Source organism: Mycobacterium sp. M23085, assembly GCF_045343915.1.
Taxonomy (GTDB): domain Bacteria; phylum Actinomycetota; class Actinomycetes; order Mycobacteriales; family Mycobacteriaceae; genus Mycobacterium.
On sequence record NZ_CP174280.1, the window covers coordinates 119853 to 139413 of the forward strand.

The 19561-nt window shown below is 62.2% G+C and carries 18 protein-coding genes; 7 read left to right on the forward strand and 11 right to left on the reverse strand.

All coding sequences use genetic code 11. From position 1 onward, the window contains the following. Positions 1-110 precede the first annotated feature (110 nt). A complete protein-coding gene (locus ACIUM1_RS00585) occupies positions 111-923 on the forward strand; it encodes a universal stress protein (protein WP_406815394.1) in 813 nt (270 codons plus the stop codon). Positions 924-941: 18 nt separating this feature from the next. Here the strand turns inward: ACIUM1_RS00585 and ACIUM1_RS00590 are convergent, their stop codons facing one another. The 11 genes from ACIUM1_RS00590 to ACIUM1_RS00640 form a co-directional block, all read right to left on the reverse strand. Further along, positions 942-1835 (reverse strand): universal stress protein, encoded by an 894-nt coding sequence (locus ACIUM1_RS00590; RefSeq protein ID WP_406815395.1) that lies wholly within the window; start codon positions 1833-1835, stop codon positions 942-944. Continuing rightward, a complete protein-coding gene (locus ACIUM1_RS00595; protein WP_406815396.1) occupies positions 1836-2390 on the reverse strand; it encodes an N-acetyltransferase family protein in 555 nt (184 codons plus the stop codon). Between the two features lie 148 nt (positions 2391-2538). After that, positions 2539-4188 (reverse strand): GAF domain-containing protein, encoded by a 1650-nt coding sequence (locus ACIUM1_RS00600; protein ID WP_406817877.1) that lies wholly within the window; start codon positions 4186-4188, stop codon positions 2539-2541. Positions 4189-4406: 218 nt separating this feature from the next. Continuing rightward, entirely contained in the window at positions 4407-5060 is a 654-nt protein-coding gene (locus ACIUM1_RS00605) for a response regulator (RefSeq protein WP_406815397.1), read from the reverse strand. Positions 5061-5144: 84 nt separating this feature from the next. Next, positions 5145-6002 (reverse strand): universal stress protein, encoded by an 858-nt coding sequence (locus ACIUM1_RS00610; protein ID WP_406815398.1) that lies wholly within the window; start codon positions 6000-6002, stop codon positions 5145-5147. Between the two features lie 16 nt (positions 6003-6018). Beyond that, positions 6019-6789, reverse strand: a complete 771-nt coding sequence (locus ACIUM1_RS00615; RefSeq protein ID WP_406815399.1) for a universal stress protein — start codon at positions 6787-6789, stop codon at positions 6019-6021. A 152-nt stretch (positions 6790-6941) separates the two neighbouring features. Continuing rightward, positions 6942-7922, reverse strand: a complete 981-nt coding sequence (locus ACIUM1_RS00620; protein ID WP_406817878.1) for a 1-phosphofructokinase family hexose kinase — start codon at positions 7920-7922, stop codon at positions 6942-6944. A 23-nt stretch (positions 7923-7945) separates the two neighbouring features. Further along, positions 7946-9982, reverse strand: coding sequence for an erythromycin esterase family protein (locus tag ACIUM1_RS00625; RefSeq protein WP_406815400.1), 2037 nt, complete (start codon positions 9980-9982; stop codon positions 7946-7948). Between the two features lie 12 nt (positions 9983-9994). After that, positions 9995-10432, reverse strand: coding sequence for an Hsp20/alpha crystallin family protein (locus ACIUM1_RS00630; RefSeq protein WP_406815401.1), 438 nt, complete (start codon positions 10430-10432; stop codon positions 9995-9997). Between the two features lie 123 nt (positions 10433-10555). Then, positions 10556-10804 (reverse strand): hypothetical protein, encoded by a 249-nt coding sequence (locus ACIUM1_RS00635; RefSeq protein ID WP_406815402.1) that lies wholly within the window; start codon positions 10802-10804, stop codon positions 10556-10558. Positions 10805-10813: 9 nt separating this feature from the next. Next, positions 10814-11800, reverse strand: a complete 987-nt coding sequence (locus ACIUM1_RS00640) for an Acg family FMN-binding oxidoreductase (RefSeq protein ID WP_406817879.1) — start codon at positions 11798-11800, stop codon at positions 10814-10816. Between the two features lie 212 nt (positions 11801-12012). Here ACIUM1_RS00640 and ACIUM1_RS00645 point away from each other — a divergent pair, with 212 nt between their 5' ends. The 6 genes from ACIUM1_RS00645 to ACIUM1_RS00670 all read left to right on the forward strand — a co-directional run bounded on the left by ACIUM1_RS00645 (position 12013) and on the right by ACIUM1_RS00670 (position 19555). Further along, on the forward strand, positions 12013-12993 hold the full coding sequence (locus ACIUM1_RS00645) for an Acg family FMN-binding oxidoreductase (protein WP_406815403.1): 981 nt from the start codon (positions 12013-12015) through the stop codon (positions 12991-12993). 94 nt (positions 12994-13087) lie between these two features. Further along, positions 13088-13531, forward strand: coding sequence for a pyridoxamine 5'-phosphate oxidase family protein (locus ACIUM1_RS00650; protein ID WP_406815404.1), 444 nt, complete (start codon positions 13088-13090; stop codon positions 13529-13531). Between the two features lie 1071 nt (positions 13532-14602). Further along, positions 14603-16402, forward strand: a complete 1800-nt coding sequence (acsA, locus tag ACIUM1_RS00655) for an acetate--CoA ligase (RefSeq protein ID WP_406815405.1) — start codon at positions 14603-14605, stop codon at positions 16400-16402. Further along, a complete protein-coding gene (gene pdhA, locus ACIUM1_RS00660) occupies positions 16399-17370 on the forward strand; it encodes a pyruvate dehydrogenase (acetyl-transferring) E1 component subunit alpha (RefSeq protein ID WP_406815406.1) in 972 nt (323 codons plus the stop codon). The genes acsA and pdhA overlap by 4 nt, the downstream gene beginning before the upstream one ends. After that, positions 17367-18344: an alpha-ketoacid dehydrogenase subunit beta gene (locus ACIUM1_RS00665; protein ID WP_406815407.1), complete on the forward strand. Its 978-nt coding sequence runs from the start codon at positions 17367-17369 to the stop codon at positions 18342-18344. Before pdhA ends, ACIUM1_RS00665 begins: the two co-directional genes overlap by 4 nt. Beyond that, positions 18341-19555: a dihydrolipoamide acetyltransferase family protein gene (locus ACIUM1_RS00670; RefSeq protein ID WP_406815408.1), complete on the forward strand. Its 1215-nt coding sequence runs from the start codon at positions 18341-18343 to the stop codon at positions 19553-19555. Before ACIUM1_RS00665 ends, ACIUM1_RS00670 begins: the two co-directional genes overlap by 4 nt. Positions 19556-19561: the final 6 nt, after the last annotated feature.

Here is a 19561-nt window from a genome sequence, read left to right on the forward strand (position 1 = left end):
GCCGTCGGGCGAAGGGCCGAAGGGCCCTGCCGTGAGCCGGCAACGCTGACTAACGTCGCCAGTTGACCATGGTTATCCCGCTCGCCCGGGGTCTCGATCGGAGAACAGCGATGAACGATCCGCACTCACCACAATGGGTAGTCGTGGGTATCGACGGTTCTGATGCTGCGATCAATGCGGCGAAGTGGGCGGTAGCCGAGTCAACCAGTCGGGACATCCCTCTGCGTTTGGTTTATGCCATTCCCGAGCGTTCAGCCGACGCGCTCCCCAACGATGATCTTCTCGATGTGGAATGCGGCGAAGCTGCCTTGCGCGCCACTTGCGCAGCGCTGCATGCGATGACTCCCGAAGTCAAAATCGAAACCGATTTGGTGAGCGGTTCACCGCCCAACGCTCTGGTCGAGGAATCGCGTGATGCGGCAATGGTCTGTGTGGGTTCTGTGGGGATCGGGCAGATCGCCCGAAAGGTCATCGGCTCAACCGCCGAGGCTGTCGCTCGGAACGCGCATTGCCCGGTCGCGATCGTGCGCGCCAACCGCGTTGCGGGCGAGCCACATTCGGGATCTATCGCCGTGGTGGTCGACGACTCACCCCAGAACGACTCGGTGCTCGAGCACGGTTTCACAGAAGCACGGCTTCGCAAAGCGCCGATCCTGGCACTAGGTACGTGGCGATGGGGTTTCGGAGAGATCCCGTACCGTCAGTTGGACCGTCGACTTCACCGCTGGGTGACCCAATTTCCCGAGGTGCATGTCCGCCCCGCCGCGGCCAGACATGGAGCCGCTGAATATCTGATCCGCACGCAGGAACCGATTGAGCTCGCGGTAGTGGACAGCTGGTATTCCGATAAGGTCGCCCGAATGATCGGCCCCCTGACTCCGCGGTTCGGACACACCGGATGTTCGGTGCTGGTGGTGCGCTGAGCAAGCCAATAGGCGAGCTCAGCGACCGCGGGTCACAATCACCGGAACCGACGCCGCTTGAGCGACATGCGAGCTCACCGACCCGAGCAGCATGCCCGCGAAGCCGCCCCGCCCGCGGCTACCGACCACGACCAGCTGAGCGTGCTCGGCTTCTTCGAGCAGCCATCGAGAGGGTTTGTCGCACACGATCACTCGCTTGACATGCACATCCGGATACTGTTCGTGGAAGCCGGCGAGGCGTTCGGCGAGGAGCTCCTGGCCCTCAGCCTCGCGGTCACGCCAATTCATCCCCAGGATGGGAAAGACGCCCACATCGCTCCAAGCGTGCAGTGCAACCAAGTCGACGCCCCGGCGGGATGCTTCCTCAAAAGCCAACGCGATCGCCGCTTCCGAGGCGGGCGATCCGTCGGTGCCCACCAGCACGGGCGCGTTGGCATCGGGGGTCACGGCGGCATTGGAGTGGATTACCGCCACCGGGCAGTAGGCATGGTGAAGCAAGCCGGCAGTGACCGAACCAAGCAGCAGGCGGCCCGCCGCCCCGAGACCCTGGCTGCCTACGACGACCATCCACGCTTCCCTGGTGGCATCGATCAGTGCCGGCATAATGCTGGAATAGCTTATTTCGGTGTGTATTTCAGCGCACTTCGCACTATCCAGGTTTGTTGCGACCCTCTCGCGGGCCTGGTCGACAACGTGCTGCGCACTTTCTTGTTGCCATTCGGGCATCTCCGCATACAACTGGCCGACCGGCCAACCGACGACCACCGGTGCCACGGCGTGCATCAGCGTAATCGGCAAGTGACGCATGATGCCCTCGCGGGCAGCCCACGTCACGGCGGCATCAGATGCCTCCGATCCGTCGACACAGACCAGTATTCCGCGATGCTTGTTCTCCGACAATTTTCCTTTCATTTACGAAATCCCTTGGCCGGCTGATGATGACGCGTCGATGCGGGCGGGCAGACCGATGTCCAGGTGAAGGACTGATCCGAAGTTACTTCGTTCGCGCGGCCAGCCGAAATCGGACAAGACGGCGAGCATCAGCTGGTTCTGAGCCAATACATCGGCGACGAATCGCCGAATCCCATGGGCTCTGGCGATGTGAGCCAGGCGTTTGATCAATGCCGTTCCCACGCCGACCGAATGCTCTTGATGAGCAACCACAACTGCGATGTCGGCACAGGTCGGATCAGCGCAGACCGTGTAGTTCGCCACACCCAACAGCCGATCCCCGTCAAATGCGCCCAACGCGTATTGACCGTCCTTGGGTTCGATCAGCTTCCTCACCAGTTGATCGAGGTGGGCCGGATGCAGGGTGAAGAAGCGGAAGTACCGGTCATGATCGCTGAGTTGCTGATGAAGAGCGACAACGGCTTCGGCATCATCCTTCTCGATGCGGCGCAATGAGATCACCCGGCCGTCCAGCAATCGGGATGTGGCAGTGTTCCCCACCGCTTGGCTTCCCATTGCGTCTCCTCGGCCGGGGCGGGTGGCGCGTCTCGGTCTTTCTCACCACCCTGGAAATGACCCTATGGGGAAGGCTGAAGACGAGGCAGGGCCATAGGACCCCGCGTCGATGCCATTGGTCCCGTTGGGCGTTGTCGCGGATGGCGGATCAGCCAGCGGTGAGCGGAGCGGTCCAATGAACACGCGTACCGCCGCCAGCCTCGTTGGAGATTTCGAAACGGCCACCGACCTGTTCGGCGCGGTACTGCATATTGGCCAGGCCACTGCGCCGCTGATTATCAGCGGGCACACCGCTTCCGTTGTCGATGATGTCGAGCGTCAGCATGTCGGCGACATCAATTTCGACCGTCAACCGAGAGGCGCCGGAGTGACGGACCGCGTTGCTCACGGCTTCCGCGGTGACGGCTTCGGCGTGTTCGGCAAGCTCGCCGCCGACGGTGGTCGTCGGTCCGTGCATGCGCACGGTGGTCACAATGTCGCGGTTCTCGGTGAGGTCGGTGACCACCCGCTGAATGCGACTTCGGAAGCTACTTTCATGTTCGTCCGAAGTTTTGAGCTGGAAGATCGTGGTGCGGATCTCCTCGATGATGGTCTGGAGATCGTCCAACGTCCTATTGAGTCGCTCGACAACCTCGGGTGAACGTGCCCGGGCAACGGTGCCCTGCAGGTCCATTCCCGCGGCGAACAATCGTTGGATGACGTGATCGTGCAAGTCATGCGCGATGCGCTCGCGCTCTCCCACCAGCGTCAACTGGCGGGCGTGCTCGCGAGCCGACGAGAGCATAAGAGCCAGCGCCGCGTGGGTGGCGAAATCACGTACCAGGTCAAGGTAACTGTCGTCGAACGGTGGCCGGTCGGCGCTGCGTGCTACTGCAATCACGCCGGCGACTTCGTCCTGGGTCCGCAACGGCATCAAGATTGCGCTGCGCTGCCCGACGTCGGTGAACGCCTGGATCGGGTAGCTCAACGACTCGGTGATCATCGGCTCACCAGAGCGGAAAACGCCACCGCTGGTAGAGGCGTCCACCGGGATCCGTTGACCGATGACGTCGGAGGCGTTCAGCCCCACCGCCGCCGAGATCACCAGCGTATCGATTTCGTCGGCGGGCAGGTCGGCGTCGACGGGGACCAGCACGATCGCCTGCTCAGCTTCGGTTAGAGCGCACGCACGATCGGCGATCAATTGCATTGGAGTCGAGCCCGATTCAGCATTGGAAAGTAGAGCGGTGGTGATCTCGCGGCTGGCTTCCATCCATTTCACCGACATGCGTTCGCGCTCGAAAAGTTGCGCATTGTCGATAGCGACGGCCGCCGCAACCGCCAGAGCCCGGGCGGCAACCTCATCGGATTCTGAGAACACCCGCCCTGGCTCGTCGTGGGTCAGGTACAGATTGCCGAAAACCGCTCCACGGATGGTGATGGGCACCCCGATGAAGGCTTGCATCGCCGGATGATGATCGGGGAAACCGACCGCAGCCGGGTGTTTTGTGAGGTCGTCTAGGCGCAAAGCCGGCGTGTCGAGAAACGAGACGGAAAGAACTCCTTTACCGACGGGCAGATGCCCGATCCGTTCCGTTGTAGCTTCGTCGATTCCGTCGTGGATAAACGAGATCAACGCACCGCCGGGATCGCGCACGGCAAGCGCCCCATACGGAGCGCCCGTCAGGTCCTTGGCCGCATGAACGATCCGGCGCAGCGTCGCGTCGAGATCGAGATCGGAGCCGATCCCGACGATCACACGCAGCAATCGCTCCATCTGATCGCGCGCTGCCAGCAGCTCATCGAGCTGCTGGTGCATCCTGCCTACCAGCCCACGCTTACCCAGTCCGGCGAAAGCCGAGCCGTTATCGTCGTTGGCCACCGACCTGCTACCTCCGACAACTACGCCCCATAGCAACTGCGCGTGTCACACAGCGAGTTCGAAGGCGTCGACGCGGAGGTGCTCAGGCCAGCTTAGTCTCATCTGGCCTGGTCACCAAGAGTAAGGGGAGGCTCGGCAGGCGCCGTCTTCGCAGGTCAGACGCCTTTCGTCGGCGGGGAGTGCTGGTCCAGCCTCGTCGCGAACACGGCGGCTTGAGTGCGCCGCTCCATGCCGAGTTTGGCGAGGAGCCGCGATACATAGTTTTTGACTGTTTTCTCGGCCAAAAACATCCGGGCGGCGATCTGTCTGTTGGTCAAGCCCTCGCCGAGCAGCCCCAGTAGCGTTCGCTCTTGCTCGGTCAATCCGGACAGCGGGTCTTTATGCTCCGTACCACCGCGGAGCTTGGCCATCAGCGCGGTGGCCGCGCGGCTGTCCAGCAACGATTTGCCGGCACCGACGTCCTTGATCGCTTGAGCAAGTTCCATTCCCCGAATGTCTTTAACGACGTAACCGCTTGCACCGGCCAGAATTGCGTCCAGCATCGCCTCGTCGGAAGTGAACGACGTCAACATCAGGCACCGCAGCTCCGGAAGCTCCGACAGAAGGTCGCGGCACAGTTCGATTCCATTGCCATCGGGAAGGCGCACATCGAGTACAGCGACGTCAGGCTGCGTCGCGGATATTCGCACCATCGCTTCGGCCACTGAACCCGCGTCACCGACGACTTCCAACTCGGGGTCCGATGCAAGCAGATCGGTGAGCCCGCGACGAACGACTTCATGGTCATCGACTAAAAAAACCTTAACCACTGCAAGTCCTTCCTGCCGGCTATCAGCGAGGCAAGATTTGTCAAACGCTGAACTCAATATCCCACATCTTTATGATTCGCCGATTCACAAATGTTGATGGTTAATAATCAACAGCGCGCAGTCGGCGTCCTGCAGGATGGCACCGCCTACCGGCCCGATAAGTTCCTTGAGATGCGCACGATCGTGGGTGCCGACAATCACCAGCTGCACCGATCGGCAGTTGTAAGCCAGATACTCCATGAAGGTGCTGTGGACCGCCACCGACTCCATCTCGAGATGCGGATAGCGATGTTTCCAACAGCCCAGGCGGCGATCGAGGTCGGCGAGTACTTGGCGAGCCCTTTCATCCTCCGCCGCCGTATCGTCCGACATGATGCGTCGACAGATGACCGCCTCAACGGTGGCATTGCGGAGGGTGGCTTCTTCCATAGCGGCGCCTAGCAGTAACCCAGCGTCAGCAGACTTGTCTACTTCGACGATGATCCGCTGCACTGGCTGTCTGGGTCGATGGTGGGGCTCGCGGATAATGGCCACCGGGCACCGTGCCGAGATTGCCAGAGCTGCAGCGGTGGAACCCACCCGATTCGGTTGGAAATGTAATAACCCGACCGCACCCACACACACCATCGCTGCTGATGCCGACGCGGCGATCAGCGACTCGATCGGTGTCCCCTGGGCAATCTCCGTCTCAATTTTTACCGGGCGACCTGTGGCTTCGATTGCCGTGACTGCGCGGTGAACCGCAGTATCTGCGGTGGCCAGCTTGCTTGCCATGGCCTCACGCTCGGCTCTCGGAGCGTCGCTCTGCTGAATCGCATAATGCAGACGCAACGGGACGTCGCGGCTCACCGCCTCGTCGACCGCCCAAAGGGCGGCGCGGATGGCCGCATTCGAGCCGTCGATACCGACGACAATCGGCCGAGGAGCAGGAAGGTGGTTCACCGCAGGGCCTTTCGGATCAATCTCGGACAATCAGCACTGAGCAGCTCGGATAGCCCACAATCGGGTGATAATTGGGGGTGCCAAGCTCGGCAATGTGGCCGGCGTCGGCCCTGCCTACCACGGCGAGTTCTATTGCATTGCTGTGGTTTTCAGAGGCCTTCGGGCCGGTGCCGGCTGCGACGATTTGAACGGGCACGTCCGGATAGCGGCGGACCCAGCTGTTCAGGCGCTGATCGATCTGCCGCACCGTGGCGTTGCGCCGGCGCCCTTCCTCCATAGCCTGGTGGACAACCTCTTCGTTGTCGGGCTCATCGTTGAGCACTACGGCGATCACCCCGGGTTTTGCCGGCGTTCCGTCGGGACTGGTGCGGATGATCGCCACCGGGCAGTGTGCACGCGTCGCCAACGCAGCCTCGGTCGTGCCCAGGACCTTGTCGACGGCCCACCGGCGCTGGTCGGTACCGACACACACCAGCGCCGCATCCAATGATTCGTTGATCAATACCTCTTCTGGGTCCCCCGAGAGTAAAACCGTTTCGACCTCAACGGGTTTCCCCACGGCCTGCACCGCAACTTCGGCCTGGTAAAGGGCCGTTTCGCCGACTTCAAGCTCCCGGTCCGATGGCGTTACCGACGTGGATTGCGGCGTCTTGCGTCCGGCGACATGAACGAGGCGAAGAGGCAGCTGTCGGGTGATCGCCTCGTCGACGGCCCATTTGGCAGCGTTAACCCCGGCTTGCGACCCGTCGACGCCGACGACCACCGACTTCGAGTGCAGCTGATTCATCGGAGCTCCTGAGCTAGCTGTTGTAGTCGAGCATTGATCGACTCAATGCCAGGCTATGGATTTTGCACCGGTTCTAGAGGAGTCCTTAGGCCTCTTATCGACAGCCGTTCGTCCCAAAGATGCCGCGCTGAGGATGCTTCGACACATATCGTTCACTGGCACGTGAGGTCGTACGGTTCGGCGACGAGGGCAAACAATCGTTCGACCTCCGCTCGGGTGCAGACTTCGGTACCGGGTGTCATCGACATCGCTGCGCCCGCGGCTATCCCCAAGCGAATGGATTTGACAAGCGGCCATCCACGACTGAGCCCAGTTGTGATAGCGCCAACCATTGCGTCGCCCGCCCCAACGCCGCTTCCGCCGCCAGGTATCGCGATTGCGGAAAATCGCTGGCTACCCAGCTGCGTCGCGAGTAGTGCTCCCCGACATCCCAACGACACGAGGACCGTACGCGCGCAACCGTTTTCAATAAGCGCTTGTGCGGCGGCTAATTGTTCCGACTCGGTAGCGAGTGGGCGTCCGGCGCGCTCGCCGAGTTCCCGCACGCTCGCTTTGAGTAGATAGACGCCGGACGCGATGTGCTGCAATCCTCCCCCGGACGTGTCGAGAACAAGGCGGGAGTCCACATCCCGGCAAATGTCGGCAACCCGCTGATAGTAGTCAGGCGGTACGCCTGGCGGCAGGCTACCGCTCGCGACGACAAAATCGGCGGACTCCGCCTCGGCCCGTAGCCGCTCGAGGCAGCGCGATTGTTCGGCGGCCGACAGCCGTGGTCCGGGAAGAACGAAACGGTATTGCTGACCAGAACTGTTTTCGTTGACGGTGAAGCTTTGACGGGTCGGGGCTGCGATTTCGACCTGCTGGCAGGGAACTCCTTCATCCCTGACGAAAGAGGCGACAAGTGCACCGGTCGGTCCGCCGACGGTGAAAATGGCTGACACCGAAGCGCCCAGCTCGTTGGCGATACGAGCAACATTGATGCCACCGCCGCCCGGATCGTAACGCGTTGTCTGGCAACGCATCTTCTCAGTCGGCCGCACCACATCAACGCTTGTTGTGATGTCCAGAGCCGGATTCATGGTGAAAGTGACAATCTGTTGCCGGTGGGGAATCGACTGCGCCCGCGCATCCATCTCCGTAGACTCCGCTTCGTTGATCACAGTCCGGTGGGATAGGTTTCCGGTGTCTCCCCGGCGATCCAGAGGCTGGTGGGCTCCAGAGGTTCCACCGCCCGGGTGCTGTCGATATGGATAATCGCATCGAATTGGTCTGCCGGCCGGACGTAGAAATAATGGCTCTGTCGTTCCGTCTCGGGGCGGTAGATAACACCGATGGCACGGCCCAACCGAACCGCACTGAGCGGACCGATAGCTTCCCGGCTGATAAGTGCCGAAACCAAGAACGAGGTATTACCGGTTTCGTGCAGAAGTTCCTCGAGGCTCCCGTTGAGCGCCGGCCGAATGGCCTTTCGTTCTGCCGAGCCGCCCCATTCGCTGGCAGCGGTGACCGTGCCGCCGTACGTGGTGAAACCGAGCAGCCGGGATTCATCACCGTATTGCTGCCGGACGAGCTGTCCAAGGGTGAGCTGTCCGTCCGCCCACACCTCGGTCGCCCGTGCATCGCCGACATGAGAATTATGGGCCCACACGACGATTCGCGCCGATGGAACATCCGAATGGCGGTCAAGATGTTTGGCCAGCGCCTGAAGGGTCTGCGCCATGTGCCTGTCACGCAAGTTCCACGAGTTTACGCGCCCGCTGAACATCGCTCGGTAGTACATCTCTGCGTTACGAACCGTCTGCGCATTCTGCTCGGCGTAGAAGAGTTCGTCTTCGGCGAGCAGCCCGTCCATGCACGCGTAGGTCAGTGCATTGCGCTGGATATCGACTAGCTGTTCGACCGCTTGTGCCTCACACGACGGGCCGGCGCCGAATGCCGCCGAGAAACCGTACGCCTGACCGTCGTCGGACGAGGCATGGTCGAAGCATGCATATCGCTCCCGCGCCCGCGCCGCCGCCTTCGGATCGACTTTGTCCAGGTAGTCGACAACTTCCTGCAGCGATCGATGCAGGCTGTACAGATCGAGCCCGTAAAAGCCGGCCTGCTGGTGTGCGTTCGAATCCTGCCGTTGGTTGCGCAGGCGCAGCCAGTCAACGAAATCACGAACCACCGTGTTGCGCCACATCCAGGCCGGAAAGCGCTCGAAGCCGCTCAGTGCCGCGTCGGCGCTGTTGTCTTCGCCCCGACCACGGACGTACCGGTTCACTCGATAGGCGTCAGGCCAGTCAGCCTCGGCCGCTACTGCGCAGAAGCCTTTTTCTTCGATCAGCCATTTTGTGATTGCGGCTCGTGCTTCGTAGAACTCATGTGTGCCATGCGAGCTCTCACCAATCAGCACGATCCGGGCATCACCTATCAGCGCGTCCAACGCCTCACGCGGCGAGACACCTGCCGGTGCGTCAACTGCTGCTCCGGCTAACACCTGTGCCGGCGTCACCTCCGTGGCCGTTTTCGCTGCTGTGGTGGGTGTGGCAAGCAGCTGGCGCACCTCGTCGTCGGTTACCTGGCGAAAGTCCCAGAACGACTCACAGACGGCGAGAAATGGAGTCGGCATGCTGGCGCATACGACATCGTCAACCAGGCCGGCGAATTCCCGGCAGGTAGATTCGGGTGCCGCGGGCACCGCCATCACGATGTGGGCAGGCTCGGCCTCGCGCAGTGCCTGCACCGCCGCGAACATGCTTGCGCCGGTGGCCAATCCATCATCGACGAGAATGACCGTCTTACCGGTGACGTCTACGGGTGGCCGCCCGTCGCGATATGCGGCCTCGCGCCGGACAAGTTCTCGGCCTTCGCGTTCGGCAATGAAGCGCAATTGCTGCGGCGTGATCCGCAGGCCGCGCACGACGTCGTCATTGATCACGACCCGGCCCCCGCTGGCGAGGGCCCCCACCGCGAACTCTTCGTGTCCGGGCGCACCGAGCTTGCGCACGATGAAAGCGTCCAGCGGGGCGTGCAGTGCCGCCGCCACCTCCCATGCCACGGGTAGCCCTCCCCTGGCCAGCCCAAGGACGACCACGTTCGGTCGGTCGCGGTACGCGGTGAGGAGGTTTCCCAACACCTGCCCGGCCTCGCGGCGGTCGCGAAATACGCGCCGCGGCGAGCGCCGGGTAACGTCAGCCGCTCTGGTCATCTTGCACCGCGGTCACTGCCCGTTGGCCGAATGCACATCGATGTGTCGCTCGGCCGGCTTCGGTTCCGAGACCGCTGCCGAGACAGTGAGAATCCCCTGGTCGTAAGTGGCTTCGATGCTGCCTTCGTCTGCACCGGACGGCAGCGACACAGTCCGGACGAATGAGCCGTACGAGAACTCCGACCGTCCATCGAAGTCCTTCTTCTCGCTACGCTCCGCCTTGATCGTCAGCTGCCCGTCGCGCACGGTGATGTCGATGTCCTTTGCGGGATCGACACCTGGCAGTTCCGCGCGCACTACATAGCGGCCGTCTTTCATCTCGTCCTCGAGCCGCATCACGCGCGTGTCGAAGGCGGGGCGTAGCCCTGTCAAGGATGGGAAGCCGGCGAACAACTCCGAGAACTCCGGGAATAGCGAAAGCGGCCGGCGCTGAACGGAAACGGTGCTCATGGATGTCTCCTGATGAAGAGATCTGGTATTTGCACTGTCCATCGCACCAATCAACCGGCGATGCCGAAAGGGACCGAAGTCCCCGGGTTGTAGGTCGTTCGTCAGCTCCACGCCGATCGCCAGCTATGCCCGTGAAACCCGGTCGGACGACACGCCGATGCACGCCATGACGCGGTCGAGAACGAAATGGAAGGCGTCACCGTCTTCAGCGATGCTGGACAATCCCCGATGATGCAGGAACCCCTCGAGCCGCCGATCCAGCGGCCAATCCGCATAGGTGTCGTCCGCGTAGGCGGAGTTCGTGAACTGCCAGGCGAGCGCATCGACGTCGGAGTCAGCCGGCAGCAACCAATCATCAAGGCGAGACGCCATTCTCGCTTCCTAGCGCCGGATCCGCAACACGTCGCTCAGGGGGCGCCGCGGCGTGGGCCGGGGTGTCAACTCGCCCCCAGGTTCGACACCCACCCGGATCAAAACCTGAGGTATGGCGATGCGACGCGTGAGGTCCCGAATCATCTCCCTGGTAGCTTCCAGCTCCGTGATGTGCGTTACCGGGCAAGTCGCCAAGCCGGCCAACGTACATTCCAGCAAGGTGGTCGACAACGCCTCACCGCATCGGAGGGCATCCACTCGCGCGTCCCCCAGGGTCGACAGAACGAGTATTTTCGCTTCGTCGTAGGTGCCCGCGGAGCTCCGCTCGTCGAGCGGGTCGACAGGAAACCGACGGTTCACATCGACTCTGCGGTCATCCGGCTCCGAAAGCAGAGCACTGTCGGGAATCCCCTCGAATCTCCTCGATGGCGATGTCCACCAGGCTAATTCCTGGTGATAATCGTCGTCGTATCGGCGCAGGGCTTCGGTGAGTCGAGCCGCTTCCGCCAGCCGCGGCCGCGCGTCGGCGCTCAACACGTCCAGGGTCACGAGTTCATCTTTCAGCGCGTTGCGAAGCACCGGTTCCAACGATGACCAATGCTTGGGCGCCCCGAACGGCAGGCGGCTTGTGCGACGGCGCAGGATCGCGTCGGCGAGATCGCGGCGGGCGTGTGCGACATAGTCGGTCGGCCCGAAGCCGATCGAGGCGAGGTGGTCGAGGTTGTTCGGGTTCGGAAGTCGCTCGACGTTCGTGCTCCACCCGGAGGCGGCCATGGCCACCCGAAAGTGGTCGAGCGCGGCGCCACAGCTGATAATCGCCTCTCTGCCGGATGTGTCGGTCGATGTCACTGTTCGGCGCGGATCGAGGAATAGCTCGACGCTGACGCCGCCGGCAAGCCAATGCCACGGCTGACTGTTGTGCAGCGACGGGGCATGGCACGCCAACTCGACTGCCGCTGTGATCACATTGGTGTCCGCGGTTAATTGGGCCATCATTCTCACCTGCCTGTTCTTTCGCAACGACCTTCAGGCATGTGAACATCGGACGCCAGAGTCTTAGGTCCCCACCGCCGGGTCATTCAATTTTCTGAAAGGCAGCCGGTAAGGCCTGGAATTAGTCCATCGTTGCCCGGGACGTAGGACTCTAGTATCAAGGCTGTTTTGCCCCGACCATGGAGCAACCGAGAGCTCGGCAAGGGGTTAGCGACATGCATTCGAATCTGGACATCAAGGTGCTGCGATGGGCCTTGCTGGTCGCCTGCCGGGCCCCGTCCATGCATAACAGCCAGCCATGGCGGTGGGTGCTCCACGGTGCGCGACTGCGCCTGTTCGTCGATCGATACCAGACGGTGCCCGGCGCCGACCAGTCCGGGCGCGAAACGCTGATCGGTTGTGGCGCAGTGCTCGATCATCTTCGTGTCGCGATGCTCGCCGCAGGTTGGCAAGCGCAGATCGAGCGGTTTCCCGACCCGCATGACCCCGAAAATCTGGCTTCAGTCGAGTTCAGTCCCGTCGACGGCGTCACCGATGCCGATCGCCTGCGCGCCGGGGCAATTCTGCAACGCAGAACTGATCGACTTCCGCTGGGTCGGCCCACATACTGGGGTGTCTTCGAACCCGTGCTGCGCAGCAGTATCGGCGACAGGCCCGTGACACTCGATGTGCTCTCCGATGACGTGCGACCACAGCTGGTTGAGGCGTCGCGGCTCACCGAGGCGATTCGCCGCGACGATTGGTCGTACCATGCCGAACTGGATTGGTGGACGTCGCCCTTCGTTGCGGCCGAGGGCATACCAGTGAGTTCACTGGCGTCCGACAAAGAACACTACCGCGTTGACGTGGGGCGTGAATTTCCGATCAGAAGCCATGAGGATCGGCGTCCGGAGGTCAGCGCGGACTGGTCGAAAATCCTTGTGTTGTCTACCGCAGCGGATACGCGAGTCGATGCGTTGAGATGTGGTGAAGCGCTGTCGACCGTTTTGCTGGAGTGCACTGTGGCCGGTATGGCGACCTGCACTTTGACCCATCTGATCGAAGTCGATGAGAGCCGCAATATCGTGCGAAGCCTGATCTCTCAGCACGGTGAGCCGCAGGTGGTGATCCGCGCCGGGATAGCGCCGCTTACAGGAAACCTCCCGGCGCCCACGCCGCGGCGGCCCTTAGACGAGGTCTTGGAGATTTGCCAGTAATTCTGCCGCGCGATGCAGCTCAATAACTTTTGTCCCTGCGCGGCAGGACTTTTGGCCCGTGCGATGCTTGGCTTTCACGAATAATTTGATCCCTATGACTCATCCAAATCCAAACGCTGATGGCGTTACTATCCTGCCCGCTCACGAGTGCTGGGATCTGCTCTCGGGCATGACGCTGGGACGTCTGGTCACCGATGTTGGTGGGCAACCGGAGATCTTCCCGGTGAACTACGTCGTCCAGCGCCGGACGATTCTGTTTAAGACCGCGGAGGGCACCAAATTGGTCAGCGCTGCGATAAATAATCACGTGGTGTTCGAGGTGGATGATCACAATGTCGCCGAGGGTTGGAGTGTGGTCGTGAAGGGTGTTGCACGCTCGCTTCGCACGAATAAACAGATCGAGGACGCCGAGGATGCCCAGGTGTTGCCCTGGACGGCGTCTGAGAAGCCGCATTATGTGCGAATCCTTCCCGAGAGGATCACCGGGCGTCGGTTCCAATTCGGCACGCCGCCGATGGGGAAAGCCATCCACCTGTGACCGCAGCGGCCGGGGCTAGGTGGCACTGTGCCGGAGGTAGCGGTAGAGGGGGCTCAAGCCGGATCAGCGGGTCCAGGAAATGGATCGACCGATACGCGACCCGCTGCACTGGGCCCAGGGCGGCATCGAAGATATCCGGAAAAGCCGCGAATACCGACGGAAGTCGTGGCGCGCGTCATTCGCCATCTCGCTTCCCCCGACGTATATGGGCGGCTTTGGGCGAGTCGCCGTGGCGGTGCGGATTCCGCCGTTCGAATGGCCACAGCGATCTGGCGATTAAATACGCCTGGTAACGATTCAGCTGTTTGCGCTCTCGGATCACATGCTGCGGACCCCGGCCGCGCCGGAGGGGCAGGACTCGCCTGTGTGAAAAGGGCTGGACGCGCGTCAGCGCATTGGTTCGTGACGGCCCCGCTTGCGCGGGAAGTCGTCGGACGGCTTCTTCAGCTAGTGCCGCTGCCATTCTCGTCGCTCCGTTGCCTTAGCAAAACGGCTCACGTTGAGTCGTAGCGGTCCGATTCTTGCCGTTGCGATCCGAAAGCGCATAGGGCCCGAAGTCACTGCTTGACAAGATTTCCTCCGCTGGCGAAATCGCTGCGCGCCCCGGCGCTCGAGGCAGATGGCACCACCAATTCAATTCATGGTGGTAATCATCATCGTGGCGGCGCAGGGCTTCGGCGAGCCGAGCGGTCTCCGCCAACCGCGGTCGCGCATCCGCGCCTAGCACGTCCAGGGCGACGAAGGCACTTCCCAATGTCGTTGCGAAGCACCGATTTCAACGACGACCAATTTTGGGGCGCCGGAAGGGTTCTAGGTCCCCCACAATCAAGCCCTTCGACCCGCTGACGGCAATGCTGCGCGAAGCCCAAAAAAGGACGAAACGCCGCCTTGACGATGACTTTTGTCTCTAGTCCGGCAGGCGGCATCCGGAAAACGATGAGCACACCCACGTGACGAAAAGGGACAGCCATGCCAGCGATCTGCCGCGCCGAGCACCGCTCCCGGAGCATCCGCTCGAGTTTGCGCAAGGCCCTTGCTGTCACAGATAGCTCACCTCTCTAGGACTTCCGCATGGACATCATCCGCAAAGACGTTCACGGCCTGAGCACTCGGCCGAACCTCACGAACTACGCGGAAGCCTGCGCGCGATTCCGCTGGTCCGACGTGCCGCAGTTGTGCGAGGGAATGGGTCCAGGCAAATGCAACATCGCCTACGCCGCCGTCGACCGGCACGCGGTCGGCGTGACCGCCAGCCGCACTGCGTTGCGCTTCGTCACTGACAAGGGCTGGGATGGTGCGGTCGCGACACGAGACCTCAGCTACGCCGAGCTCGGCCGGCTTTCCAGACGATTCTCCAGCTTGCTGCGCTCGCTGGGCGTCAATAGAGGCAATCGAGTGTTCACGATCATGGACCGTTGCCCAGAGCTGTACATCGCGGTCATGGGCGCGCTGCGCAACGGCAGCATCGTTTCACCCTTGTTCTCAGCGTTCGGCCCCGAGCCGATCGTGACGCGGGTAAGCATCGGACAAGCAGATGTGCTGGTGACTACCAGGGCGATTTACCAGCGCAAAATCGCCAAGATCCGCGATCGGATTCCATCGGTGCGGCACGTCTTGGTAGTGGATGAAAACAAAGCCGCATCCCAGCCGCCCGGAACGCTCAACTTTTGGCACTGGATGGACGCCGCCGACGAGAACGCGCCAATCGAACCCACCACCGCCGATGATCCCGCGCTGTTGCATTTCACCAGCGGCACCACCGGCACACCGAAGGGTGCCATTCACGTCCACGGTGCGGTCGCGATGCACTACGTCACCGGAATGTATGCGCTTGATCTACATACCGACGACACCTATTGGTGCACAGCGGATCCCGGCTGGGTTACCGGGACTTCGTACGGCATCATCAGCCCGCTGTTGCATGGCGTCACTTCCATCGTGGACGAGGCGGAGTTCGACGCTGAGCGGTGGTACGGAATTCTGCAAGACCAGGGCGTGTCGGTCTGGTATACGGCACCAACCGCGCTAAGGATGCTGATCAAAGCCGGTCCCGAACTGGTGACGCACTACCATTTTCCACGGCTGCGCTTCATCGCGAGCGTCGGTGAGCCACTCAATCCCGAGGCGGTGTGGTGGGGAAAGCGAGTGCTGGGTTTGCCAATTCACGACAATTGGTGGCAGACGGAGACGGGCGGCATCATGATTGCGAACACCCCCGCGTTCGACATCAAGCCAGGCTCAATGGGCCGCCCCCTTCCGGGCGTGGAAGCATACATAGTGCGCCACAACGAAAACGGGACGGTCACGGTGATCGATGAACCCGAAATCGAGGGCGAGCTTGCGCTCAAGCCGGGTTGGCCGTCGATGTTCCGGGGCTACCTGGACGCCGAGGACCGATATCGGAAGTGCTTCGCAGACGGGTTCTATCTGACCGGAGATCTCGCTAAGGAGGATGCTGACGGCTATTTCTGGTTCGTGGGGCGCAAAGACGATGTGATCAAGTCAGCGGGACATCTGATCGGACCATTCGAGGTGGAAAGCGCGCTGACCGATCATCCGGCGGTGGCCGAAGCGGCTGTCATCGGTAAGCCCGATCCGACAGTCGGCGAGATGGTCAAAGCCTTCGTCACTCTGAAGAACGGCATAGTCGGCGACGACGATCTGCGCCTTGAACTCATAGGCCACGCGCGCAAGCGGCTCGGAGCCACAGTGGCGCCCAAAGAACTCGAGTTCGTCGATTGGTTGCCACACACGAGCAGCGGCAAAATCATGCGCCGGCTGCTGAAGGCTCGTGAGCTGGGGCTGCCCGAAGGTGATACCTCCACCATCGAACAGCATCCTGACCGCGACGTTGAGCGGGTGCCGTTATGAGCGATACGAAGTTGGCCCACGAACTTCTTTCGGACATGATCCGCGTGCGCCGCATGGAGGAAAAATGCGCGGAAATGTACAGCGCGGGCAAGATTCGCGGCTTCTTACATCTATATGTCGGTGAAGAGGCCGTCGCCGCCGGATCGTTGCGCGCGCTGGCCGATGATGATGCGGTAGTCGCGACCTACCGCGAGCATGCGCATGCACTGCTGCGCGGCATCCCCATGACTTCGATCATGGCCGAGATGTTCGGTAAGCAGGAAGGCTGCTCACGCGGCCGCGGCGGGTCGATGCACCTGTTCAATTCCTCGAGACGGTTTTACGGCGGGAATGCGATAGTTGCGGGCGGCCTGCCGCTCGCGGTGGGCATCGCGCTCGCCGACGCCATGCTGCACCAGAAGCGGTTGACCGCGTGCTATTTCGGCGACGGCGCGGTGGCCGAGGGCGCGTTCCACGAATCGTTGAACATGGCGGCGTTATGGCACTTACCCGTCTTGTTCTGTTGCGAGAACAACCTTTACGCGATGGGTACCGCATTGGATCGGGCGCAGTCACAGACGGATCTCACCGTCAAGGCGGCGGCGTACCGGGTTCCGACACTGGCGGTCGACGGCATGGATGTCGAGGCCTGCCATACCGCTGCGCAACAGGGTGCCGATCACGTTCGCGACACCGGCGGGCCATTTTTCATCGAGTTCCGCACCTACCGCTTCCGGGCGCATTCGATGTTCGACCCGGAACTGTATCGGGGCAAGCCAGAGGTTGAACGCTGGCGCAAGCGCGATCCGATCCAAGTCTTCACCGAAAAGTGTCTGGCCGACGGCATCCTGTCCAAAGTCGACGTGCGTGAAATCGAGGACTCGGCCGCTGCCGAGATCGACGACGCGGTGGCGTTCGCGGAAGCCGGAACGTGGGAGGACGTGCAGAATCTCGAACGCGACGTGCTGACACCGGAGGCGGCGCAATGAAGATCACCTACCGAATCGCGGTCCACGACGCGATTCGCGACGCTTTGCGCGACGACCCACGCGTCGTGCTGATGGGTGAAGACGTCGGACGGTACGGCGGAACATACGCCGCCTCCAAGGGTCTATTGGACGAATTTGGTCCGGAGCGTGTGCGCGACACCCCGCTGTCGGAACTCGGCTTCGTTGGGCTCGGCATCGGGGCTGCCCTGAACGGACTGCGGCCCATAGTGGAAGTCATGACGGTGAATTTCAGCCTGCTGGCGCTCGATCAGATCGTCAATACCGCTGCGGCTCTTCGCCATATGTCCGGTGGGCAGTTCTCAGTCCCCCTCGTAGTCCGGATGGCGACGGGCGCTGGGCGCCAGCTTGCCGCCCAGCATTCGCACAGTCTCGAACCCTGGTATGCGCACATCCCGGGCATCAAGGTGGTCGCACCGGCCACGGTCGAGGATGCCTACGGCATGCTCGGACCGGCGCTGGCCGATCCAGATCCGGTGGTCATATTCGAGCACGTTCAGCTTTACAACACTTCGTCGGATATCGATACACTCGGACCCACCGACATCTATCGGTCGGCAATCCGTCGCAGCGGCGACGATGTCACCGTGGTGGCCTACGGCGGCTCCCTGGGGAAGGCGCTCGACGCCGCGAACGAATTGTCGTTAGCTGGAATCGAGTGTGAAGTTGTCGACCTGCGGGTGCTGCGACCGCTCGACGATGACACCGTCCTTGAGTCGGTGCGCAAGACACATCGCGCCGTGGTCGTCGACGAGGCCTGGCGCACCGGCAGTCTCGCCGCGGAAGTCATGGCACGGGTGATGGAGGGGGCATTTTACGACCTCGATGCCCCGGTCGTCAGGGTCTGCAGCGCGGAAGTCCCCATGCCCTACGCGAAGCACCTGGAGCAGGCGGCCCTCCCCCAGACCGCCAGTATCGTCGCGGGCGTTCAGAGTTTGTTCGGTGAGCGGTCATGATCGACTTCAAAATGCCTTCGTTGGGTTCCGATATGGATGAAGGCACCCTGAACGAATGGTTGATCAAGCCCGGTGACAAGGTGACTCGCGGCCAGATCGTGGCCGTGGTCGAGACCACCAAAGCCGCAGTCGAAGTCGAGTGCTGGCAGGAGGGCACGGTAAACGAGCTGCTCATCCCGATCGGCGAAACCGTCCAAGTGGGAACGACTTTGGCGACGCTGCTGGCGCCGGGTGAACGCGCGGAGAAGCGAGCCCGGGCCGCTAGGAAGCCGCGGACCGGGAACAAAGTTGCTGCAAAGCCGGCCGTCGCAGCGTCGAAGAGGCCATCCGCTCCCGTGGTCGCTGTTGCCGGGCATCGGCGGTGGGTATCCCCCGCCGCACGACGGCTGGCCCAATCGCTGCATGTCGATGTCGATGCGGTCAGCGGTACCGGTCCGCAGGGGGCTGTGACCATAATCGACGTCGAGCGCATGGCTGCAGTTGCAAAAACGGCCATCGAACCGTCGGCCAAGCCGGCCACGAAGGCCACGCCGGCCGATCGGGGGGCCCAGATGCGCAAGTCGATCGCGGCCGCGATGAGCCGGTCCAAGCGCGAGATCCCGCACTACTATCTCGCCGAGGAAATCGCGTTGGAGAAGTCGCTGTCCTGGCTGACCGCACGCAATACGCAGCGGTCCATCGACGAACGGGTCCTGCCGGCCGTACTCATCCTCAAGGCGGTCGGTCTCGCGGCGCAGCGGTTCAGTGAGTTCAACGGCTTCTGGCGACAAGACGGCTTCGAGCCGGTGACCGGGGTGCATGTCGGGGTCGGGATCTCGTTGCGCGGTGGCGGGCTGGTCGCCCCGGCCATTCACGACGTTCCGGAGAAAAAGCTGGACGAATTGATGGACGACCTCACCGATCTGGTGGCTCGAGCGCGTTCGTTCTCGCTGCGCAGTTCGGAGATGTCGGACCCGACCATCACGGTTACCAACCTCGGTGATCAAGGCGTCGATGCCGTGTTCGGAGTCATCTATCCTCCGCAGGTTGCCATCGTCGGTTTCGGCCGACCGGCCGAGAGGGTTTGCGTCATCGACGGGGGGATCCGAGTAGTCACCACCGTGCAAGCCACCCTTGCCGCCGACCATCGCGCAAGTGATGGTCACCGCGGTGCGCTGTTCCTGGCCGCAATCGACGAGTTGCTCCAGCAACCCGATCTCCTGGAGAAGTGATGTGCC